Consider the following 23,185-nt stretch of genomic DNA (forward strand, 5'->3'; position numbering starts at 1 on the left):
TCCGTATTAATTTAAATTACTTCAGCAGAAGTTTCCCACTTTTAATGATAAGCCATCAATTTACTTACTGATGGGAATTATTTCTTTATTATTTTGTACGGTCATATGCGCCTTGAGCGATTTCCATATAGTCTTCTAAGCCCATTTTTTCAATTGTTTTCTTGTAGTCATCCCACTTATCGAAACTTGTTTTTCCTGTAATAAAGCTTGCTGTACTTTCATCGATATACGTATTGATATCTGTTAAAATCGCTGACACTTTTTCAGATTCCTCTACAGTATAGTTCAGACCTGGAATAATATCTTCGTCATTTAGTGCGAATGGTTTTACTTGCTCTGCATTTTTGACAGAGTTTTCTTTCGACTCTGCACCTTGGAAGAATTTCTGTGTAACGATACCTGGATAATAACCACCTGGCCATGTTAAGTATTCACTGATCGCTTGGTCCATGGTTTTACCTTCTGGGTTGTTCGTAATCGTTTCTAAGTATTTGAAGTTTCCTTCAGCATCTTCTTCATACGTTACGCCTTCAAAGCCCATAAAGAACATTTTTGTTCCTTCGTCCCCATATAAGTGGTCAACCCAACGTACCATTGCTTCAGGATTTTTCGCTTTATCTGTAAGAACGAACATCCCTAAGTTTCCAAGACCATTTGACATCGCAGTATATTGACGATCACCATTAGGACCTTCTAACACTTGCGCCCCTACATAGTTGTCTAATTTAAAGACCTCTTTCGGATCTATATCGCTTATCATACCGAAATTCCCTTTTGCTGCTTCAGCAGCAAAAGCTTGTATCTCTACGGTGAACACATCCTTATTAATTAAACCTTCACTATAAAGCTTATTTACATATTGAAGTAATTGCTTGTATTCATCAGTTGTTGGCACAAAACGGAATTCTTCTGTTCCTTCTTTAAAGTCTAAATTCGGATTCATTGTTCCTTGCTTATTTAATCCGAAAGAACCTTTTAGGGAATCCATTAGGTATTTTATACCATACCCTGTACCCCAACCTTGCTCGTCCTGTTTGCCGTTACCATTCGGGTCTTGTTCTTTAAATGCTTTCAACACTTCATATAATTCGTCCGTCGTTTCAGGTGTTTTTAAGCCTAACTTATCAAGCCATGCTTGGTTGATCCACGGCATTCCTAAATGAAGAGACTCAAATTCAGGGTCAAAAATTGCTGGGAAGCCATAAATTTTGCCGTCCGCCATTGTCACACCTTGTTTAACACTCGGATATTTCTCTAATATTGCTTTAAAATTTGGTGCATATTGATCAATATATTCATCTAGTGCTAAGAACACACCTTGTTCACCATATTTAATTAAATCTGTTTTTGGAAATGCAGATGCAAAGAAAAATTCTGGATAATCACCTGCAGCTAACATCAAGTTCCTTTTCTCTGCTAACGCCTCTGTTTGTACTGTTGTCCAATTAATATGAACGTTAGACATTTTCTCATATTCTTGCCAAAGCATTAACTTATCCCAATCTTGCGAAGCTAAAAATTTCGCCCCAAAGCCATCCACTTCAATATTTTCCTTCACGATTGGCATGCCTGTTTCATTGACCTTTTCGGCATTGCTACTAGGCTCCTTTTCACTACTACTTTCTTTATCCGAGCATGCTCCTAAAATGCTTGCCGCTAACATCATACTTGCTACTGCACCATATACACGTCTCTTTTTTACTGTCATTATAATCTCTCCTCCTCTATCAATTACGTCTCGGCGTAATTGCGTCCAGATTTTTTCGAGCTCGCTCGAAAAGCTTCCCTTAAAAATCTGTGACATCCGCCGGGGCTCTAACTTGATTCAGCCAGGGGGTGAACCCCCACTGAAAATAAATGCATAACTTAGCATCCTCCCCCATTTATAAAAGTAGGAGACTTTTGCTGAAGCAAGTTAACCTTTTAGTGAACCAATCATGACACCTTTTACAAAATATTTTTGTAAAAACGGATAAAGCATAAGCATTGGGAGGTTGGCTACAATTAAAACAGCATATTTCAAACCTTCAACGCTTAGTTTTTGCTCAAGTAAGCTTTCTGAAGTCGATTTGACCATATCGTCTACTTGCCCTTGAATTAAGATTTGTCTCAGAATAAGTTGGAGCGGAAATTTGCTTTGGTCTTGCAAGTAAATTAATGCTTGGAAATACGAGTTCCAATGTCCTACAGCATAAAATAGAACCATTACAGCCATAACTGGCATTGATAGAGGTAATACGACGCTCCACAAAATTCGGAAATTCCCGGCTCCATCAATCGTTGCAGATTCTTCTAGTTCATGCGGTATAGATTGGAAGAATGTACGCATAATAATAATGTTCCATACGGCAACCGCATTTGGAATAATCATTACCCAGAACGTATTAATCATTCCTAAATCACGAATTAGTAAATAGGTTGGGATTAACCCTCCACTGAAAAACATCGTGAATACCATAAATGCCATAATAACGCCTTTTCCTTTTAACTCTCTACGTGATAAAGGATAGGCTGCACAAATGGTCATAACAATGTTCAATATCGTACCGAAAAATGTGTATTTTAAGGTATTAATAAAACCGTTAATAATGTCTTCGTTTTGGAACACTTTTTCATATGCACCAACAGTAAATTCTTTTGGCCATAACCACATTTCGCCTGAAATTACATACTCCGGATTACTAAATGATGCACTTAATACGAACAACAACGGATAAAGTACGACAAGTGTAACAATTGCTAAGAAAATATAATTAAACACTGTAAATGCTCGATCGCCTCTTGTTTCTCTCACATTCACCACCCCTTTACCATAAACTTGTGTCACTCACTTTTTTAGCTATCTTATTTACCATAATGAGAAGGATAAAGTTTATGATTGAGTTAAATAAGCCTACAGCCGCTGAAAAGCTGTACTGAGCTTCTAAAATCCCACTGCGATAAACAAATGTCGAAATAACGTCTGATGTCGACAAGTTCAAATCATTTTGCATTAAAAATACCTTTTCAAAACCTACCGCCATAACTGAACCCATATTTAAAATGAATAAAATGACAATTGTTGGCATAATCGCAGGTATATTAATATGAATGATACGTTTGAATTTGGAAGCACCATCAATCATTGCCGCTTCGTGCTGTGCTGGGTCAACTGCTGCTAATGCGGCAATGTAAATAATCGAACTCCAGCCCATTGTTTGCCATACGTCTGATAATACATAAATCGATTTAAACCATGACGGCTCTGTAATAAAGTCAATCGGTGTACCACCAAATAACATAATCACTTGGTTAATCATTCCATCTGATTTTAAGAACAATAGCAACATACCAACTACTACTACTGTTGATAAAAAGTGCGGTGCATAGATCACCGTCTGTACAAACTTTTTATAACGTAAACTTTTTACTTCATTTAATAATAAAGCAATAATAATTGGTACAGGGAATGCTACAAGTAACGTAAATACACCGATACCAATTGTATTTTTAATTAATCTCCAGAAATAATAACTATCATAGAAACGTTCAAAGTGCTTTAAACCTACCCATGGGCTATCAGCAATTCCTTTTGTTGCGATAAAATCTTTGAAAGCGATTTGCAAACCGTAAAGTGGATAGTAATGAAACACTACAAAGTAAAGAATGACAGGAACTAACAATAAATAGAGCTCCCAATTTTTCCTAAGGGCTTTTTTCCACTCTGCCCAGTGATTCTTCTTTTCTCTTTGCTTTTTATTGGAGATTTTTCTTTCCTTTGAAGAGCTTTTTTCCAAAGTTGGTTTATTCGCAAGCGTCATACTTACACCTCCTATTTATTTATGTGAAAGAATAGTAGACTCTTGAGAAATTTCAACAACTTTCCCTCCACTACGGAGTGATTCTGTTGCCGCACAACCAACTGCAACACTCATACGACCTGCAAATGGAGTAGTTAATGGCTCTTTATTGTAAAGAATTAGCTCCACAAAGTCTTGGGCAATTTTAGGGTCTGCCCCGCCATGACTTCCATCCTCTGGTTTCATTTCATATACAACATCGCTTAACTCTTCCCAAGAATTTGATTTGCGTGTTTTTAAGTAAATTTTATTGTTGACATCATCATTTTCAATACGACCTTTTGTACCTATAAATGTATAGTTTCTCGAATAATCTGGAGTGAAGTGACATTGTAAATAAGAAGCTTTAATACCGCCCTCTAGCTCCATAATAAGCATGTTATTATCTTCTACATCAATTTCTTCACGGAATGCACATTCTGTAAAAGTATGAGGAACGTATTCTGGACATGTTTTCTTTTGGTCGCAAGTTGGGCATGTTAACGTATTTGGTTTGTCACCACCGTAATAATCTAAGCTACCAAATGCAGAAACTTTTGTCGTATACTTACCAGAAAGCCAATGAATAACATCTAAATCATGTGACCCCTTTTGTAGTAAAAGAGATGTCGTATTTTTTGAGTTACCATGCCAATCATGATAGTAGAAGTATCCGCCAAAGCCTACGAAGTGACGTACCCATACAGCTTTTAAATCCCCGATAGCACCTGAATCGATTAAGCCTTTCATCGTTTGATACATGCTCATATAGCGCATATTGAAACCGACCATTAAATGCTTACCAGAGCTCTTCCAAGCATCTAGAATTCTATCACAGCCCTCTACTGTAATAGCTAAAGGCTTTTCAGCATAAACGTGCTTACCTGCTTCTAAACACGCAATAATATGTTCTTCGTGTAGGAAGTCTGGCGATAGAACAGCAATCGCATCAATATCGTCTCTCTTTAATAATTCCTTATAATCCTTCGTTAAAAATAAAGGAGTATCGAATTTTTCCTGGAATTTATTCAATCGCTCTTGAGAAATATCTGCTAAAGCAACAACCTCTGATTCTCCATCAGGCTTGTGCCAATAATGGGCTAATCCCCCTCTTAGTCCAGCCCCAATTACACCAATACGTACTTTCTTCATTGATTTTCCCCCTTTTAATGCACATCACTATCGTTTAAAGTAAACGGTTACATATTAGAAACCGCTCATCATACCAGTAACATCACAACCACACATTAACACGTTGTAGGTACAAGTTAGGTTAAACATTTTAACGAATATTGTGAAAATTACGTTTTTATTACTATATAATTCCAACTCTAAGCATGTCAATAAAAAAAATACGTACATTTTGTAGGAAATATTCTACTTATCTCTTACTTTTTATAGTTATCCCATTATAAAATTCAATATTTAAAGTATTTCAATTGCAACTTGACCTATTCGTTTAAAAGTTTCAAAATTAACCATTAATTTTATAATTTTAATAGTTATTTTAATTTTCTCGGTCGTTGTTTCCTTTTTTGTACGGTAATAATTAGGAGGTTTGAGTTATGAAATGACAAACAAATAAATGAGGAAAGTTGTTCGTGTTTGATCGTATGCAATGGTTCTTCATCTTAATCTTAGGTTGATTTCTATATCGTTTTATCATCCCCAATTTTCGGTGTTGGTCTAAAATTTATAACATTCCAAGTAAATAAACCAATTCATATTACCTACTATCACCTGCTCAATTCACAAAAGAATCGAGTCATTTGTACTGAATGAAATCTATCTTTTAGCACACCTAATATATGGTATTTAAATTTAGTTCCGTGGCACAAAAAAAACGCAAGCAGCACGATAATCTCGTCCGCTTGCATTTCCCCACTAATCATCCATACATATTCGGTTGTACGTCTTTTGGTATCGGGTTGCGATATGCATTTTTTGTTTGTGCATCAAGTTCCTGTTTAGCTTGAGCAATATAGTCCTTATTAGTAAAGAGCTCCACTGCAGTAGCTGCGAGTACTTTTCCTGCATAAAGCATACCTTTATGGCCTAAACTTGTTTTTCCTTGTGACACAAGCTGCCATGTGTGAAGCGGTGTACCTAACACAAAACATGTTGTGAAAAATTGCGCAGTTGGTACAACCCAGCTAACATCTGCTACATCTGTAGAACCTGCCATCGCATCTTGGCTTTTTTCGTAAGGTAGTACTTCCTCGTAAAATGGCGAAGCCAGCTGTTCTAATTGTAATTGGTCTGCTTGTGTACCTGCTAATCGCTTCATTTCTTCTTTTGCACTCATTAATTCTTGTTGCGTTATCGTACTCGTCATCTGCTTTGCATATGTTAGTTCTTCCTCACTATATTCAGGCAAACCAACATCATTGAGCTTATCAAAAATGATTTTATTAATCGTATCGTTTGGAATATAGTTTGAACAGGCTTTATCAAATTTAACAGTGACTTTTGTTTCTGTCATTAATGCAGCGCCCTCTGCAATTTTCAAAATACGCTTATAAATATCATCTACTTCAGCGATCGTTTTTGAACGGATTAAATACAATACTTCTGCTTGAGATTGTACGACATTGGGGGACATACCACCCGTATTCGTTACAGCATAATGAACCCTTGCTGTTGTCGGAATATGTTCACGTAAATAGTTCACACCTACGTTCATTAACTCCACAGCATCGAGAGCACTGCGTCCTAAATGTGGTGAATTCGCTGCATGGGCAGCAATACCTTCAAATTCAAAATATACTTGATAATTTGCTAATGATGAAAAACTAAAGACGCCTGTAAAAGAATTGGGATGCCATGTTAAGGCAATATCTACATCATCAAATATGCCTTCACGTACCATAAATGTTTTACCTGAGCCGCCTTCTTCTGCCGGGCAGCCATAATAACGGATTGTACCCTCAAACTCTCCTGCTGCAATTAAATCCTTTAACACAGCTACAGCAGCAATACCCGCTGTACCTAATAAGTTATGGCCACAACCATGTCCATTAGCACCTTCCACAATTGCTTCGCGAATAGGTGTTCCAGGTTTTTGGTTTAATCCGGGTAACGCATCATACTCTCCTAAAATACCGATAACTGGACCTTCTGTACCGTAGCTCGCTACAAAGGCTGTAGGGAGTCCACCTACCCCTATTTCTACTTTAAATCCAATTTTTTCAAGGTAGCCTGTCAGTAATTGCGCAGAGTCGTGCTCTTCAAAGCGTGTCTCTGCAATTCCCCAAATTTGATCCGCTAAAGTAATAATATCTTGTTCGTAATTGGTAAGTACTTCATTTATATTTTCAATTGTAGTGTTCATTTATATTATAGCTCCTCATATATTTGAAAGACGGTATTTAACCAAATTTCAATGGCTGATAACATATCATCTTCTTCAATATCGAAGCGCTCATGATGATGTCCCGCTGCTAAATTAGTACCGATAATCGAATAGCATGCCTGACCACCATTGTGCTGTACTTTTTGCATTAAAAATGTTGCATCTTCTGAGCCTGCTTTAAAGTTTCGGTATTCAATTACTTCTTCTATCGTTGTTTTCCGAGCAGCCTTCGCAAGAATATGTGCTAGTTTTGTATCTGAAGGAACGCTAATTGCGCGTCCTACTTTTTCAATAGTTGCTTCTATATTATATATTGCTGCGGCACCATGGATAATATGCTCTACTTGTTTTTCGTAAAATGCATTAATTTCAGTAGTTTCTCCTCGTATTTCCAATTGCATTTCCGCTATCGAAGGAATGATATTACGCCCTTCTCCTGCTCGGAGTATACCGACATTCACTCGTGAAACACCATCGCTATGTGGCGGCATACTATGCAATGCAAGTGTAGCCTGTGCACTCGCTAAAAGTGCATTTTTTCCTCGTTCTGGATATGCCCCTGCATGAGACGCTAAACCCGTAAATGTTACATTATACTTTGTAGATGCTAAAAATCCATCTGTCCCTGCAACGAAAGTGCCCTTAGGAATACCAGTACCTATATGCATAGCAAGTAAATACTGCACATCATCTAATAATGGTGAATCCACAATAGCATTCGCACCGCGCACACCTTCCTCTGCAGGCTGGAAAATGATCTTGATTTTCCCCACTAATTGATCTTTATGTTGCATCAGTTGCTGGGCAAAACCTAAACCAATTGTAGCGTGGCTATCATGACCACAAGCATGCATAAAACCTTTGTTTTTTGAACGAAAGCCTAGGTGCTGTGGGCTATGTTTTTTATCTTCTGACTCCGTTATAGGCAATGCATCTATATCTACTCGAAACGCAATAGTAGGCCCTTCTTTACCAGTATCAAGGGTCGCAATCACACCTGTATAACCGCCTACCATTTTCTCTAACCACTGCTGTGGTGCTCCATTTTGTTGCGCCCGTTCATAATACTCATCTAAAATTGTTTGTTCCGGGACGCCTAATCGTTCTCCTACAACGACTTCCTTCCCCACTTTTACATCGTATCCCCACTCATGCAAATAATTCGCAATAATTGATGATGTACGAAATTCCAACCAACCTACTTCTGGATATTGGTGGAAGTCACGACGCCAAGCAATTAATGTTTGTAAATAATCTTTATCTAGTTGGATCGACTTCATATTAAACACTCCTTTATTTTAATAAGTAATTTACGCCTGGACCAATCGGAATATTGAATATTACAAATACTAGAATTAATATAATCCATGCAAGTAAAAAGACCATCGTATATGGAATCATTAATGACATCAATGTACCGATACCTGCACGTTTGTTATATACTTGCATAAACCCTAGGATAATCGCGAAATAGGTGTTTAACGGTGTGACCATATTTGTTGAAGACTCACCTACACGGTATGCTAATTGAATAAACGCTGGATGATAACCAAGTACCATAAATGTCGGTACAAAAATCGGTGCTACTAACGACCATAATGCAGATCCACTAATAATAAATAAGCTTAGTATCGCTACAAGTAATACAAATAGAATGATCGCAAAGACATTTGTTAAATTGATCATCGTTAAAAAATCTGCTATGTGTACTGCCATCCAAGTTGCAATATTTGTCCAGTTAAAATAACCGATAAATTGAGCAATCATAAAAATTAAGACAATATAGCTCGACAGGTCTTTAATTGCTAGTGCCATAATTTCAGGTACATCAGCTGTTTTTGTAATCATTTTTATCGATACGCCGTATGTAATACCTGTAACTAGGAAGAACATAAATAATATTGGAATGATACCCGATAAAAATGGTGAACGTAACATAGTTCCATCATCATTTAATAGCGGTGAATTCGGGATCATCATGAGTACTACAATTGCACCAATATACAGCAATGCAACAATACCTGTATTGCGTAGTGCACGGTTTTCTAAAGCTGTTAACGCCGTGGACTCCGCTACTTTCTCTCCCGTATACTTTCCTAAGCGCGGCTCAACAAACTTTTCTGTTACAACAGCACCTAAAAATGCTAGTAAAAATGTAGAAGCACTCATGAAAAACCAGTTATCTAAAGGTGAAACAACCATATCTGGAATAATCGTTTGTGCAATTTCAGTTGAAATACCCGAAAGTAACGCATCTGTACCTGCAATTAAAATATTGGCAGTAAATCCGATTCCAGCTCCAGCTAATCCTGCAGCTAACCCTGCTAATGGGTGACGCCCTAATGATAAGAAAACTAGGGCTGCTAACGGAGGAATAACAACGAACGCAGCATCCGATGCAACATTTCCTAATATACCGATAAAAACAACCATAAACGTGACAATACGTTTAGGTGTTTTTGTGATAGCCTTAGTCATTAATGCTGAAAACAACCCTACTCGCTCAGCTAAGCCAATACCTAACATCATCGTTAAAACTAGCCCTAGCGGCGCAAAACCTGTGAAGTTTGTCAAAGTATTCGCTAATATATAGCGAATTCCATCTTTTGATAATAAATTTTGAACAACAACTTCTTCACCAGTACTTGGATGAATTACTGCTGCTTGTATCGTCCCTAAAATAGCCGAAATTACGACTAGAATACATGTTAAATAGAAGAACAACATAAATGGATGTGGTAATTTATTACCAACCTTTTCAATTACATTCAGGAATTTATTAAACATCCCATCATTCTTCATTTCTAAATTTTCGTTTGTGTTCATGAATATCCCCCTTCTTTATGGACACTTTTTTACAATGTCTTTAAATTAATTTATACTAAACTGAAAATTTATACAATAGGGAAAATAGGAGGAATTTAAAATTGTACAAAATATTAATCTTTTCTACTGAGTATTCATACGTTTGGATGGAAAAAATAAAACAGCTAAAAATGGAAAATGTGTCATTTGATTTTTATTTTTATAATTCTTTGACTGAATTAGAAAAATTATTTGTGGAGCATGCAAATAAGTATGATGGAATTGCATTTAGCGGTCAGATTCCTTATTTACATATTCAAAGTAAGCTTCCGAACGAGGCGAATTTTATTCCAAGAACCTTTTTTGATATATTACAAAGGGATTTTTATTATAAAATGGCTGAAATTCAGTATAAAGATCCGAGTTTTTCGTGGAAGGAGTCTGTTATCGACTTTATCTATAATGAAAATAATTATTTAGATTTAAAAAATTGGCTACCACAGGAAGATTTCCCTTACATTTTGAGTGATACAATCGAAATATTTGGTCATCAAGATGCTTATGATATTGTTAGTCAGCGCCATTTATCGTTGTGGCGTGAAAAGAAAGTACGCTATTCATTTACGCGCTTAACAAATCTTCATCACTATTTGAAAGACGCTAATATTGAGCCTATCCTAGTCGTACCAACTAAATATAGTATGTCCATTACTTTAACGAAGCTAATAAAGGAAATTGAACTTGTACAGTTAACAAATAGCCAAGTCGTAACGGGTCATCTTATTTTCTCTGCAGCTCAAAACGATGCACATGAAATCGAATATCGCCAAATCGCATTATATAAAGCGATCTTAGATTTTAATCGTGAACTCGGTATTCCGTTAATCACCTTTAAAAGTGCGATTCATTATGAAATTATTACGAATTACATCGATTTGTTAACAATTACTAGCAACTTGAAGTCTTGTTCACTTACAAATTTCCTTCAAAAAGAGCTTCCATTCAAGGTGAGAATTGGTTGGGGAATTGGAAAAACATTAGATGAATCACGCTTACAAGCAGAAAAGGCAACGACATTTTGCCAAGGCGCATTCACACAAAGTTACGTGCTGACAAAGGAAAATCAAGTTATTGGTCCACTAGATGGTCAAAGTCTGCTTGCAACAACAACGAGTGATACCGCATTAAATGAAGTGGCAGAACAGACACATCTTGCACTATTTCAACTCCAAAAAATTAGCGCAGTGTTGGAGAAATTAAAGACAGATGAAGTCATTGCCGAAGATTTAGCAGCCCATTTATCAATCTCTATCAGAACTGCAAATCGTATGTTAAATAGATTACACGAAACAGGTTACGCAACTGTTTTAGACAAGAAACTTTTGCACGTAAAAGGCCGTCCTCCTAAAGTTTATAAGATATCTTTGCATAAATAGATGGATTAACCTGAACTGGGTGCACAAACAATTTTATTACAATAATTTTTTGATATATTTGTTAACAATCACAAGCAACAGAAGTATAAAAAATAGCACAACGAAAAATAGCCAACTATATAAGTTAAACAAATTATTCTATCCTTTTTATGTGAGTTTTCTATTATGGATTATTATAAAGTGTTTGCTTGTTTGGCTGGCTAAGCACATGAGTCACACAGCTTTGTGCTTTGTGAAAGGCTAGCCTATATAAATTTTTTCCTCTGAACTTTTCTACATTTATTGCGCCGCTACCGTGGGAGGCGGCGTAATCCTAATTAGATTTCATCCCAGTAGAAAAACCTATTTGTAATATTAACAAGTATTAAGAGAAAACAATGCCATTTTCTGTATGTTGGTTAGCACACATATGATATTTCCACTATATCTACATTTATTTAATACGTACAAAAGAAGGAATTTTCCGAAGACGTTTTACATACATTAAATTAAAGTGTAAAATTACACTAATAGAGTGTCATTACATTCTTTGAGAGAGGTGAATTGTATGGAAAAAGACTCAAAGTTGCTCGAACGAATTGCTACACTGGAACGAGAACTCCACACATTGCGTACAGAAGTGCAGCATTTAAAAGAGCATGTAAGGTTCGAGCAAATTGTACCTATTAAAAAAGAGGTAGCAAAAAAAATCGATCCACCAAAACAAACCGTTCAAATAGCAACATCTATAGTCCAGGAAAAAAACGCTCCTGAAAAGGAAATACGCTCACTTGAAGAAACGTTTACGAGGGCATTACCAAGAATTTTTATGGTCATTTTAGTGCTCGGTGTTCTGTGGGGCTTGAAGCTTGTGAGCGATTACGGCTTTTTATCAGAAAGTATAAAAATAATCGGTGGTTTTGCGTTATCCATTGGTCTCGGTATATGTGCATTTATGATGGAGAAAAGGCAAAAAGGATCACGCGTTGTCGCCTTATCGCTCTATGGTGGTGTATTCATTGTCGGAATTTTAGTGACAGCGGCTGGTGCCATTTTATATGACGTCCTTAATCTATACGTTGCACTCATTATCGCACTTGTCTACATTGCGTATGGGGTTTTGATTAGTTATGTAAAAGGTAATGAAGCATTAACCGCTCTCGTTATATTTACCTCATTGTTACTACCGTATTTACTCGAATATATGAAATTTAGCGCACTTATTATCGGTGTTTTCATCGTGTTGCTTTTCGCTGTTGTGCAAGTTGTTATTTGGAAGCATACACAACGCAAAGCACTCTATATCGGGATGGCTTTTTCGATTTTGGCATTTGGGATCGTTTTTATATTCCATCACGAGCAGAGCGTTTTTTTTGCACTCGCAGTTGTTACGTTATATAGCGTCTTTTTAGGAAGCTATTTACGCTTATATTCTAGTAAAAGTAATATAAATGCAGGTATGCTATTTAGCTTTACTATCATTATTTTATCACTAATAAACGCGATGCTTTTACAAAAAGAGTCCATCCTGCTTATGGTACTCGCACTATTACTTGGGATTCTAACAATCTCTTTATACATCGTATTTAAACGCAAGGACCGACTATTAATCGACATGTTCGGTACATTATCTATCATCACAATATTAAACTTTATTGCACAGCTCAACATTTCAAGCGAGGTCATGTTACTTTTAATGATTATCGTGTCATTTGCTGGGTTGGTCCTTGCATTGAAGCATGCGATTGTGTTCATGAAATATTTGCAAGGCATTACATTTTCGGTGCTATCGTTTTTCGTTCTTATGTTTTATATCGTTCAGCCATTTTTCTCTATAGAGCATTTGACAATTGTGCTCGTCACGATCATGCTCTTCGCATTATACTGGATACTTCGCCACTATAATCGTACACCGAGTGAAAACAAAGAATGGCTGATCGGTTTAGAGGATGTCTACCCATGCATTTTATATGTGGTCGCCCTTCTTTACATTTGGAAATTGGATTGGGCGTATATGCCACTTCAATTTACTTCCTACTTCTTGTTTAGTGCAATTGCGATTGGCCTTGTACTGATTCTTATCGGAAATCGTACACAGATTGGTCGATTGCTTCCAGTCCTTGCTACGGGGATTTACGGATTTGCAGCACTTATTTTAATGACAACAGTATGGGTTGATGAACGGGCAATTACAGTCGCACTCATCATCCGCATTTTATACATCGCGATTTTTTGGGGTGTTGTTGCAGATTTATGGAGGAGTGGTAGGATTTCGAAAAAATACGAACCCCTTTCCACTCGATATACAGAGCCATTTACGCTTGCTGGAATGATTGTTTCGATTGTTTGGCTCTTTAATGTCACACACTTCATGAATTTCCATGAGCTAATTAATTGGAGCACGGCTGTTATTTTTAATACCGTTTCAATTTTCATTATTGCTTGTTTATCGCTCTTTTTAGCAGCAAAACGAAGCTACCCACAGCTGAAATTAACCGGCATTTCCCTACTATTTTTGGGGATAATTAAAATGATTTTCTTTGATTTATCCGAACTTGATATTCTTATCCGTTCGATTTTATTTATTTTAATCGGTGCAATCGGGCTTGTGATTTCAAATAAGCTTTTAGGAAAAGGGAAAACCGATTAAGTACATGTTTTAAAGTAGCCTTGACGATTTTGTTGGGGCTATTTTTTAAATTAAAAATATATAAAGTGAAATTAAGAAACCTTCTACAAATTAAAATCTTCTATATATATAGTATTAATTTTCATTCAATTAAGCGAAAGGAATTTAAATGGCTATGAATGATACATTAAAAAGAGAAATCCAAGAGGTATATAAAAAGCATTACTTAGATAGGCCTTTTATTGTAGCAATCGACGGATTAGGTGGTGCCGGAAAAACTACACTTGTTGATCACCTTAAAAATATACTAGATAATGTCGTAATTATTCATATTGATGACCATATTGTTGAAAGAGAATCGAGATATAATACAGGGCATGATGAATGGTTTGAATATTATCAGTTACAATGGGATGCTAATCACCTAAAAGAAAGTTTATTTGAAAAATTACATCAGAATGTAAAGCAATTGCACTTGTCCTTTTACAACAATGAAGAAGATACCTCGACAAGCAAAACAATTACTATCCTTCCTAATAGCATTGTAATCATTGAAGGTATTTTTCTTTTGAGGGAAGAGTGGAAAGTATATTTTGATTATATAATATTCCTAGATTGCCCTAAGGAAGTGAGATATGAACGTGTACTTCAACGTGACACATACATAGGTGTTTTAGAAGAACGTTTAAAGAAATATCAAAATAGATATTGGTTAGCGGAGGATTATTATATTAAAAAACAGAATCCTTTAAAATTTGCTCATAATATTCAACGCTTATAATGATAATTCATTTATGTTAATAACCCACTTCATTATATCAATCAAGGACTTGTGCATAGGATAATCCTACACGCAAGTCCTTTCGTTTTGCACTCACACTTCTACCGATTCATTCTGACAACTTGTGTAATTTGCTTTCCCGCTACCTCATGCTGAACCTGTTGGATAAACTCTTCAAAGGACATGGTTTTCAATCCCTCTTGTTTATACGCCCTTACAGTCACCGTCCCGTTCTCAAGCTCTTGATCACCGAGTACAAGAATATACGGTACTTTTTGCATTTGTGCATCGCGAATTTTACGGCCTAGCTTTTCATTTCGCCCATCGATAGCTACTCGAATATTTGCCTGACGAAGCTCCTTTGCAACTCTTTCAGCATACACATTATGTACGTCTGAAACACCAATAATTTGCACTTGCTTTGGTGCAAGCCATAATGGGAATGCTCCACCAAAATGCTCAATTAATATTCCTAAAAAGCGATCAATTGAACCAAATACAGCCCGGTGGATAACAACTGGTCGTACTTTTTCATTTTCTTCGTTAACGTACGTTAAATCAAACTTCTCTGGTAGTTGAAAGTCCAGCTGCACTGTTGCACATTGATGACTTCGTTTAATCGCATCTTGTATATGAATATCAATCTTTGGTCCATAAAAAGCGCCGTCCCCCTCATTAATTTTATAAGGTAAGCCCAAACGATTTAACACATTTTCAAGCGCTTGTTCCGCCTTATCCCACAATGAAAGCTCTCCCATATAGTCAATAGGTCGTGTCGATAATTCAATTTCATATTCGAAGCCAAATACTTTGTATACACGGTCAATAATTTGCAAAGCGAGTGTAATTTCATTTTCTATTTGCTCAGGTGTCGCGAAAATATGGGCATCATCTTGACAAAAAGTACGGACGCGTAAAAGCCCATTTAGTGCCCCACTAAATTCATGACGGTGCACTTGACCAAACTCGGCCATTCGGATAGGTAAATCACGATATGAATGCAAATCATTTTTATAAATCAACATATGCCCTGGACAGTTCATCGGTTTTAACGCAAACTTTTGCTCATCTACTTGAGTGAAATACATATTATCTTTGTAGTGCTGCCAATGCCCCGACTGCTCCATAAACGTTGATTCATCATGAGCGGTGTACGTACTTCTTTATAATCATAGCTTGTTTGCAAACCACGCAAGAAATTTTCTAATTCGTTACGAATAATTTGGCCGTTTGCTAAATAAAATGGCATGCCTGGTGCTTCTTCCGAAAACATAAATAGTTCAAGCTCTTTTCCTAACTTACGATGGTTACGTTTTTCTGCTTCTTCAAGGAACACAAAGTATTCATCCATATCCTCTTTCGTTGCGAAAGCCACCCCGTAAATACGTTGCAACATTTGATTATTGCTATCACCACGCCAGTACGCACCTGAAATATTCATCAGTTTGAAGTGCTGCAATTTATTTGTGGATGGCACATGTGGTCCTCTACATAAATCGATAAATTCTCCTTGCTCATAAACCGTTACGCGTTCTTCTGCAGGAATTGCTTCTAGTAGCTCAAGCTTTAAATAGTCATGCACAAAAATTTGACTCGCTTCTTCTCTCGTTACTTCCTTGCGAACAACTTGGAAGTTCTCGCTTACAATCTTTTTCATTTCGCGTTCAATTACACCTAAATCTTCTGGCACTAACGTATGAGTCATTTCAATATCATAATAAAACCCGTTTTCAATTACTGGACCAACACCAAATTTTGCATTTGGATATAAACGCTTCACCGCTTGTGCTAACAAGTGCGCTGTTGAATGACGAAGTACCTCTAAGCCTTCTTTTGACGCAGCATCATACAGAGAAATTTCAGCATCCACTAGAATTGGTCGTGTCAAATCGGTTGCCGTCGTATTTACACTACCTACAATTGATTTTTTCGCTAAGCTAGGACTAATCGACTTGGCGATTTCGGTTAGCGTAACACCTTTAGCAAAACGTTTTCGTTCGCCATTCGGAAATTGAATCGTTACTTCTTGATTTGACATACTACCACTCCTTTTCTTTTTTTGGTAAATAAAAAAAACACATATTCGTCCACAAAGGGACGAGTATGTGTTTGAATACCCGTGGTTCCACCCAAATTCCTACTGTACTGTTGCATCAGTAGCTCATTGATACAGATAACGCCTGTACACGTCACTAGTTTCCTAGCACAGCTCCAAGGGAGTAAATCGATTCATCCAATCAGGAAACTTTCAGCCGGTGATTTCCCTCTCTTTTGATCTTCACTAAAACGATTCATATCCTTATCATTGCTTTTTAAATTGAAATTAGTATTTAATCTAACCTACACCTAAAATATTGTCAATAACCCATTTTCAAGAATTTACAGAAAATACATTCTACAATCGTTGCTATGATTGGATTTACTTGTTTCATAAATTGCCTTACAATAGTGCCCACATATCTCGTAAAATCCCCATATGAATGGAATATTATTTGTGCACTCTATGCAAAACACAACACGCACGATATTCTTTGTTAACTCCCAATACTTAAATATATCAACCATGGACGAAAGTATGAAATAATAAAACTTCATTTACAATGATAATATTGGTAGGTTATACTGATGGCACATTAAAAAAACTACATACCGTTTTCTGCACTAGGGGTGCCCACTTTGGCTGAGATGCGAGCTTTTGCTCCGATCCCTTATAACTCGATCAGGATAATACCTGCGTGAGGAAGTGCGGTGACTTTCCGATTTTTTCATTTTGGATAAGTGGCTGCATCTTCACGGATGTGGTCTTTTTTTATGAAAATTTTTCGGGAGGTTTTTAATATGCAATGCGGTTTAAGCCCTATCGTTGGATTTCGTTTTTCTCTTCATCCAATGACCAATGATTTTATTTCGGTAATTAAAGGTGCTCTTCTAGAAACAGATACATCAAATGTGTGGATGCATACGGATGACGTATCTACTGTTATTCGTGGAAAACAGGTGCATGTATTTAATGTGGCAAAAGCCATCACTTTACATGCTGCTAAAACGGGAGAGCATATTGCATTATCTGGTACTTTTTCAGTTGGTTGTCCAGGTGACACTGCAGGAGATGTATTTTTGGATAAAGGAGATGAAGTAGCAAATACAGATACGACGAAACAATATGTTTCCTCTCAATTTGCTCTTTATCCGATGAATAATCCTGATTATATGAATGTTATTTATAGTGAAATAGACCGTGCAAAAACGCATGGTGTTTACAATGAGTCGATGCATTATGCAAGTGGTATTCACGGAGACATACACGATGTATTTGAATTTTACGAAGAATCTTTCACACATGCACGATCGGAAAAACATAAACATCTTGTTATGACGGTTTCAATGAGTATTAATAGTCCTTCTCACGGAGGTCTTTAATATGTTGAAATCTTGGAAGCTAAAAGAGATTGTACTTATGTCTTTATTTTCTGTTGTGTTTGGTATTGTCTATTTACTATTTCTACATGCAGGAAATATTTGGGCAGGGTTTATTGGTCCTATTGCGTATGAATGGATCTTCGGCATTTGGTTTATCGTATCGATTATTTGCATGTATATTATTCGTAAACCTGGCGCAGCAGTCATTTCTGAAACAATCGCAGCAACAATAGAGGTTTTATTGGGCAATGCCATTGGTCCGCGTTTAATTCTTACAGGTCTTATTCAAGGATTGGGAGCAGAAGCAGTTTTTGCCGCAACACGCTACAAACGCTTTGACTTGTGGGTATTAATGTTAGCTGGTGTTGGCTCAGCCGTTTTCAGCTTTGTATATGGATACTTTTTAGGGGGCTTTGCCGTGTACAGCACAGGTTACGTAGCATTAATGTTAGGACTTCGCATATTAAGTGGTGCTCTAATTGCCGGTGTCGGTGGAAAAGCTTTATCAGACGGATTACTCGCTACGGGTTCACTCCGCGGATATGCCATTTCACGCTCGAAAAAAGGTGAATCACATGCCTAATGTTATCTGCTTTAACAATGTAACTTTCTCTTATCCCGACGAAGAACAGCCAATACTCGAGAATCTTTCGTTGTCCATTCGTCGCGGAGAGCGTGTTGTCATTACAGGTCCAAGCGGCTGTGGTAAAACAACCTTACTGTATTTATGTAATAGACTTTACCCTGATAATTGTGATGGCATCTTAACTGGGTCATTAGAGCTGTTCGGGAAAGACAGTTTCTCTTATATCCCTGGAGAAATAAATCGCCGGATAGCAACTGTTTTTCAAGATCCCGATGCTCAGTTTTGCATGCAAACGGTAGAGGAAGAACTTGCATTTACATTAGAAAACTTGCATATACCACGTGAAGACATGGATGGTCGTATTCACGAGGTGTTGGAATTGACGGGCTTAAGTGGGTTTCGTCACGCAATTATTCAAAAGCTTTCAGGTGGCCAAAAACAGCGAATTGCTACTGCATGTGCACTCATTATGGAGCCTGAAATTTTGTTGTTAGACGAACCGATTGCTCACTTAGACCCTTACACTGCCCTAAAATATGTGGAATGGTTGGATCAGCTACAGTTAAAACGAAAAATTACGATTGTTGCCATTGAGCATCAATTAGATCTATGGGGGGATTTTTTTGAACGAAACATCCCATTAAATAAAACTGAGGATGCTACCCCTTTACAAAAACGGAATAGCTCCATGCAAGAAGATGTTACTTTCCTTGCCAGTAGCATAAGTGCGAAACCGTTTCTCCAAGAAGTTTCTTTCACTTTAAATCGTGGTGAAATAACAGTTTTGGCTGGTCCTAATGGTAGTGGAAAGTCTACTTTATTAAAATCATTGTGTCGATTAATCCCTTCTAGTGGAACGGTTCAGCCTGAAAATTTAGGATATGTGCCACAGTCACCAGAATTTTTATTCCTAACAAAAAAAGTCCATGATGAAGTTGCATTTGGTGGGGGAAAGGATGTCGATAAAATGTTAACTCGACTAAAATTAACCCCCATTGCAGATGCCCATCCTTTTGCAGTTAGTCATGGGCAAAAGCGAAGAGTAGCGATTGCAGCAATGCTTTCGGATGGACGTGATGTGATTGTGATGGATGAGCCTACTTCCGGTCAAGATGCAGCAGCATTATCTGAGTTGTTTCAATTAATAGATGAGCGATCCCGAGCTGGAACAACATTTTTGATCGTTACACATGATATGGAGTTCGCTTATTGCATAGCCGATTCGATATTATTACTAAATAATGGGCATCTGACTGGAAAGTTTCCCGCTGCCGATGTTTGGAGAAATGAAAACCTGCAATTGGATCATCACTTACTACCACCGAAAGGATTGATGTCACGTGAAGCATGCTTTACATAAAATGAATCCTTCACTGAAATTTTTATTGTTCACAGTTTGTATGCTTACGATGGCTTTCTTTTTTGATCCGTGGACTCCGTTCGTGTTTTGTATTGGCATACTTGTGCTACAAATATTGTTTAGTCGAATTAATTGGAAAAAATGGTTGTTGTTTATGATTCCTTTTTTTGTGACGGCTTTCGGGTATTTTTGGTCAACGATTGTTTTTGCGGAAGATCAATCTGGACCTGTTATTTGGTCTTTTTGGGTACTAAACGTTACAGAAACACAGTTGCATTATGCTTTATCATTAAGTTTTCGGATCTTGGCGTTTTCAAGCCTTTCTCTCTTGTTCGCTTTTACGACGAATCCAAATACTTTTATCATGAGCTTAATGCAGCAATTAAAACTGTCTCCTAAAATTGCATATGGGGTAATGGTCGGCTACCAATTCCTACCTGTGTTAAAGGATGAATTTATTCATATTCAACAAGCACATAGATTAAGAGGAGCTACTCCAGAGAAAAATGCTTTACAACGACTTCTTGGCTTACGGAGAATTTTAATCCCTATGCTAGCAGGCGCTGTTCGTAAAGCCGAGCGAGCTGCATTTGCGATGGAAGCAAGAGGCTTTACAGGAGAACGAAGAACTAGCTATTTTCAAGTGATAACAGTAAGCAAAATAGATGGCGTTTGTGCCGCTTTATTCCTAATCGTGCTTCTGTTAAGCTGTACGAATAGTTTGTGGCTTGGTTAAAATAATAATCCAAGAATTAAGGAAAAGTTTCCGCCTCATGAGAAGGTGGAAACTTTTTTGTGTAATTCATTTGTAATTGGTTCTCGTTCTTTAATGTAAAGCAAATGCATTTGGGTTTGTCATTCTACAAGGACACTTGTGTAAAATAGTCTATTATCCTCACTCAATGTATTATTATTAATTGTAGTAAATTGTGTTTGCACCTGGTGCAGGATTATATTAAAAGCGTCTTCTCTACAAACCACTCTGTAGAAAAGACGCTCGAATACATCCCTTTATTCACTTAGTAACTTTCTAGTTTTCAGCACTTTGCTCCTCGGAGACAATTGCTCTGACAACTTTTTCTTCTGATTCATTCGAATATATATATTATTCGATACGAGAGAGAAAAGGATAAAAATGATTCCAATACTCTCATAGGAATTTACTTGATTACCTTGAACAATTGAAATAACAAGTGTTGTTACCGGAACAAAGTTAATAAACAAAAGTCCGTTCAATGGAGTTAGAATGCTGACCCCTATGTTCCACCCTACTAATGCAATAACACCCGGGAAAATAATCATAAATAATAAATGTGGGCTTACAATTTTAATTGTTTCAACTGTTGGTGGAGCAACATATCCCATAAGCGTTAATGTAAACACAATTACAGCTGCAGTCAAAGTTCCCATTAAACAACTTAATGTGGAATAGCGGAGCGCAGACCACCCTCTAAACTGATTTCCTCCCATTGTGTATATTACCCATCCAATAACCGCGATTAAGATAAGGATGGATGGTATAATATCATCCGTTGCAGAAAGAAACGATACTAAATTACCTTTTGTAATAACAAGCATTGCGCCGATAAAGGCTACTAAAACACATAACAGGGTAAATGCATAAGGGCGGCGTCTATGTAAAATCCATACAATAACAATGGAGATCATCGGCATTAAAGATTCCATAATAGATGCAACCATTACGCCTGGCTCACCTAATAAATCTTCTCCCCAGAAAATGAGTAAATTATAAACAGTAAATGCCATTGTACCGAAAAACCAAAGCGATGCTGCTTTTCCTTCTAATTGAAAAGCCTCTTTCCCTTCCTTCCAATAGAGAACTACAACTAAGATAACCGTCACTGCTCCATAACGGAAAATAGTAAAGTAGAATGGATCAATATATTGAAAAGCATGATGAGCAATGGGAAACATCGCTCCCCATGACACACTTGCAATAAAACATAAAATAACACCTAATAACACATTATTTTTCATAACATACCAATCTCCTTCACAATATTGCCTTACTCATTAAACTCCATAATCACCCATCATGTAAAATGAATAAAAATGATGTTTGCTATCATTTTTAGTGATACCATAAAGAAAATGAATGATGAGGTAAAATAATGGAATTAAAAGATTTAGAGATTTTCCAAAAGGTCGCTGAAAAAGGTACCGTTACAGAAGCAGCAAAAGAGTTAAGTTATGTACAGTCAAATATTACATCGAGGATCCAAAAACTTGAAACGGAACTAAATACACCTTTGTTCAACCGACATAATCGAGGAATGAGTTTAACACCCGAGGGAAAAAAGCTATTAGTATATTGCGAAAAGATATTATCATTAACAAACGAAATGGTAAAATTTGTGCAAAGTAGAGAGGAACCTTCTGGTAAATTAGAAATAGGCACAGTTGAAACTGTCATTAAACTACCGACAATTCTATCAACGTACACTAAAAAATATAAGAATGTGGATTTGTCGCTATTCTCTGGAGTGACTGAAAAGCTGCAAGAAGATGTATTAAAACATCAGATTGATGGAGCTTTTGTGACTGAAATAGACCCTCACCCAGAGCTTGTGTACCATAATGTTTTTCAAGAAGAGCTTGTATTAATATCAGATGTAAACACAACATCCATCGAACAACTAATACATGAGCCATTCTTATGTTTTAGTAAAGGATGTGGCTACCGGGCAAGACTTGAAGCTTGGTATAAAGATCAACATATTATCCCTCAAAAAGTAATGGAATTTGGCACATTAGAAACGATATTAAGTAGTGTTGTCGTCGGTCTTGGTATCACATTTGTTCCAAAATCGACTGTTTTACATTTGGAAAAAAGAGGGCTCATTCACTGCCATGCTCTCCCTGAAAAATATAGTAAAATCAACACTGTTTTCGTTAGGAGATCCAATTCATACCTCACCTCAACAATCGAAAAATTTATCGAAACAATTGAACAGAGTAAAAGTGAAACGTCTGAACTTCAGTCTTTTTAACAATTGTA

16 protein-coding genes, 1 pseudogene and 1 riboswitch are annotated in these 23,185 nt (G+C 36.8%); of the genes and pseudogenes, 8 read left to right on the top strand and 9 right to left on the bottom strand.

Annotation, left to right across the window (positions count from 1 at the left end; translation table 11 throughout):
• Window positions 1–88 precede the first annotated feature (88 nt).
• From CSE16_RS17495 to CSE16_RS17525, 7 genes are all read right to left on the bottom strand, one after another.
• Window positions 89–1,708, bottom strand: a complete 1,620-nt coding sequence (locus tag CSE16_RS17495; protein ID WP_099425075.1) for an extracellular solute-binding protein — start codon at window positions 1,706–1,708, stop codon at window positions 89–91.
• Between the two features lie 207 nt (window positions 1,709–1,915).
• The gene (locus CSE16_RS17500) at window positions 1,916–2,794 is read right to left on the bottom strand and encodes a carbohydrate ABC transporter permease (protein WP_253896112.1); all 879 of its coding nucleotides are present in this window, start codon (window positions 2,792–2,794) and stop codon (window positions 1,916–1,918) included.
• Window positions 2,795–2,807: 13 nt separating this feature from the next.
• A complete protein-coding gene (locus CSE16_RS17505) occupies window positions 2,808–3,800 on the bottom strand; it encodes an ABC transporter permease (RefSeq protein WP_099425077.1) in 993 nt (330 codons plus the stop codon).
• A 15-nt stretch (window positions 3,801–3,815) separates the two neighbouring features.
• Complete coding sequence (locus CSE16_RS17510; RefSeq protein WP_099425078.1) at window positions 3,816–4,970, bottom strand: Gfo/Idh/MocA family protein; 1,155 nt, start codon at window positions 4,968–4,970, stop codon at window positions 3,816–3,818.
• 736 nt (window positions 4,971–5,706) lie between these two features.
• Complete coding sequence (locus tag CSE16_RS17515) at window positions 5,707–7,149, bottom strand: M20 family metallopeptidase (protein WP_099425079.1); 1,443 nt, start codon at window positions 7,147–7,149, stop codon at window positions 5,707–5,709.
• Window positions 7,150–7,154: 5 nt separating this feature from the next.
• Complete coding sequence (locus tag CSE16_RS17520; protein WP_099425080.1) at window positions 7,155–8,450, bottom strand: amidohydrolase; 1,296 nt, start codon at window positions 8,448–8,450, stop codon at window positions 7,155–7,157.
• A gap of 13 nt (window positions 8,451–8,463) precedes the next feature.
• Window positions 8,464–9,996, bottom strand: a complete 1,533-nt coding sequence (locus tag CSE16_RS17525; protein WP_253896113.1) for an AbgT family transporter — start codon at window positions 9,994–9,996, stop codon at window positions 8,464–8,466.
• Between the two features lie 101 nt (window positions 9,997–10,097).
• On the opposite strand from CSE16_RS17525, the gene CSE16_RS17530 reads away from it, so the two are divergent.
• From CSE16_RS17530 to CSE16_RS17540, 3 genes are all read left to right on the top strand, one after another.
• Window positions 10,098–11,411, top strand: coding sequence for a helix-turn-helix domain-containing protein (locus CSE16_RS17530; protein WP_099425081.1), 1,314 nt, complete (start codon window positions 10,098–10,100; stop codon window positions 11,409–11,411).
• A 547-nt stretch (window positions 11,412–11,958) separates the two neighbouring features.
• Window positions 11,959–14,040, top strand: a complete 2,082-nt coding sequence (locus tag CSE16_RS17535; RefSeq protein ID WP_099425082.1) for a DUF2339 domain-containing protein — start codon at window positions 11,959–11,961, stop codon at window positions 14,038–14,040.
• A 148-nt stretch (window positions 14,041–14,188) separates the two neighbouring features.
• A complete protein-coding gene (locus CSE16_RS17540; protein ID WP_099425083.1) occupies window positions 14,189–14,800 on the top strand; it encodes a kinase in 612 nt (203 codons plus the stop codon).
• Window positions 14,801–14,901: 101 nt separating this feature from the next.
• On the opposite strand, the pseudogene thrS reads toward CSE16_RS17540, so the two are convergent.
• Window positions 14,902–16,838, bottom strand: a pseudogene (gene thrS, locus CSE16_RS17545) (threonine--tRNA ligase).
• 615 nt (window positions 16,839–17,453) lie between these two features.
• Window positions 17,454–17,559, top strand: a riboswitch (TPP riboswitch).
• Between the two features lie 79 nt (window positions 17,560–17,638).
• Between thrS and CSE16_RS17550 the strand changes: the two are divergent.
• The 4 genes from CSE16_RS17550 to CSE16_RS17565 are packed head-to-tail and all read left to right on the top strand — an operon-like array spanning window position 17,639 to window position 20,902.
• On the top strand, window positions 17,639–18,220 hold the full coding sequence (locus tag CSE16_RS17550; protein ID WP_253896114.1) for a YkoF family thiamine/hydroxymethylpyrimidine-binding protein: 582 nt from the start codon (window positions 17,639–17,641) through the stop codon (window positions 18,218–18,220).
• Between the two features lies 1 nt (window position 18,221).
• Window positions 18,222–18,803: an ECF transporter S component gene (locus tag CSE16_RS17555; RefSeq protein WP_057983489.1), complete on the top strand. Its 582-nt coding sequence runs from the start codon at window positions 18,222–18,224 to the stop codon at window positions 18,801–18,803.
• On the top strand, window positions 18,796–20,166 hold the full coding sequence (locus CSE16_RS17560; protein ID WP_099425085.1) for an ABC transporter ATP-binding protein: 1,371 nt from the start codon (window positions 18,796–18,798) through the stop codon (window positions 20,164–20,166). The genes CSE16_RS17555 and CSE16_RS17560 overlap by 8 nt, the downstream gene beginning before the upstream one ends.
• A 49-nt stretch (window positions 20,167–20,215) precedes the next feature.
• A complete protein-coding gene (locus CSE16_RS17565; RefSeq protein WP_371514666.1) occupies window positions 20,216–20,902 on the top strand; it encodes an energy-coupling factor transporter transmembrane component T family protein in 687 nt (228 codons plus the stop codon).
• 275 nt (window positions 20,903–21,177) lie between these two features.
• On the opposite strand, the gene CSE16_RS17570 is transcribed toward CSE16_RS17565, so the two are convergent.
• Window positions 21,178–22,164, bottom strand: coding sequence for a DMT family transporter (locus tag CSE16_RS17570; RefSeq protein ID WP_099425086.1), 987 nt, complete (start codon window positions 22,162–22,164; stop codon window positions 21,178–21,180).
• Window positions 22,165–22,298: 134 nt separating this feature from the next.
• Here CSE16_RS17570 and CSE16_RS17575 point away from each other — a divergent pair, with 134 nt between their 5' ends.
• On the top strand, window positions 22,299–23,177 hold the full coding sequence (locus CSE16_RS17575) for a LysR family transcriptional regulator (protein ID WP_099425087.1): 879 nt from the start codon (window positions 22,299–22,301) through the stop codon (window positions 23,175–23,177).
• Window positions 23,178–23,185: the final 8 nt, after the last annotated feature.

Origin of the sequence: Solibacillus sp. R5-41 (assembly GCF_002736105.1) — a bacterium.
GTDB lineage: Bacteria > Bacillota > Bacilli > Bacillales_A > Planococcaceae > Solibacillus.

Coding starts and splice junctions, on each gene's coding strand:
- CSE16_RS17495 (WP_099425075.1), bottom strand. CDS start 1,708: ATGACAGTAAAAAAGAGACGTGTATATGGTGCAGTAGCAAGTATGATG.
- CSE16_RS17505 (WP_099425077.1), bottom strand. CDS start 3,800: ATGACGCTTGCGAATAAACCAACTTTGGAAAAAAGCTCTTCAAAGGAA.
- CSE16_RS17510 (WP_099425078.1), bottom strand. CDS start 4,970: ATGAAGAAAGTACGTATTGGTGTAATTGGGGCTGGACTAAGAGGGGGA.
- CSE16_RS17515 (WP_099425079.1), bottom strand. CDS start 7,149: ATGAACACTACAATTGAAAATATAAATGAAGTACTTACCAATTACGAA.
- CSE16_RS17520 (WP_099425080.1), bottom strand. CDS start 8,450: ATGAAGTCGATCCAACTAGATAAAGATTATTTACAAACATTAATTGCT.
- CSE16_RS17525 (WP_253896113.1), bottom strand. CDS start 9,996: ATGAACACAAACGAAAATTTAGAAATGAAGAATGATGGGATGTTTAAT.
- CSE16_RS17535 (WP_099425082.1), top strand. CDS start 11,959: ATGGAAAAAGACTCAAAGTTGCTCGAACGAATTGCTACACTGGAACGA.
- CSE16_RS17540 (WP_099425083.1), top strand. CDS start 14,189: ATGGCTATGAATGATACATTAAAAAGAGAAATCCAAGAGGTATATAAA.
- CSE16_RS17550 (WP_253896114.1), top strand. CDS start 17,639: ATGCAATGCGGTTTAAGCCCTATCGTTGGATTTCGTTTTTCTCTTCAT.
- CSE16_RS17555 (WP_057983489.1), top strand. CDS start 18,222: ATGTTGAAATCTTGGAAGCTAAAAGAGATTGTACTTATGTCTTTATTT.
- CSE16_RS17560 (WP_099425085.1), top strand. CDS start 18,796: ATGCCTAATGTTATCTGCTTTAACAATGTAACTTTCTCTTATCCCGAC.
- CSE16_RS17565 (WP_371514666.1), top strand. CDS start 20,216: ATGGCTTTCTTTTTTGATCCGTGGACTCCGTTCGTGTTTTGTATTGGC.
- CSE16_RS17570 (WP_099425086.1), bottom strand. CDS start 22,164: ATGAAAAATAATGTGTTATTAGGTGTTATTTTATGTTTTATTGCAAGT.
- CSE16_RS17575 (WP_099425087.1), top strand. CDS start 22,299: ATGGAATTAAAAGATTTAGAGATTTTCCAAAAGGTCGCTGAAAAAGGT.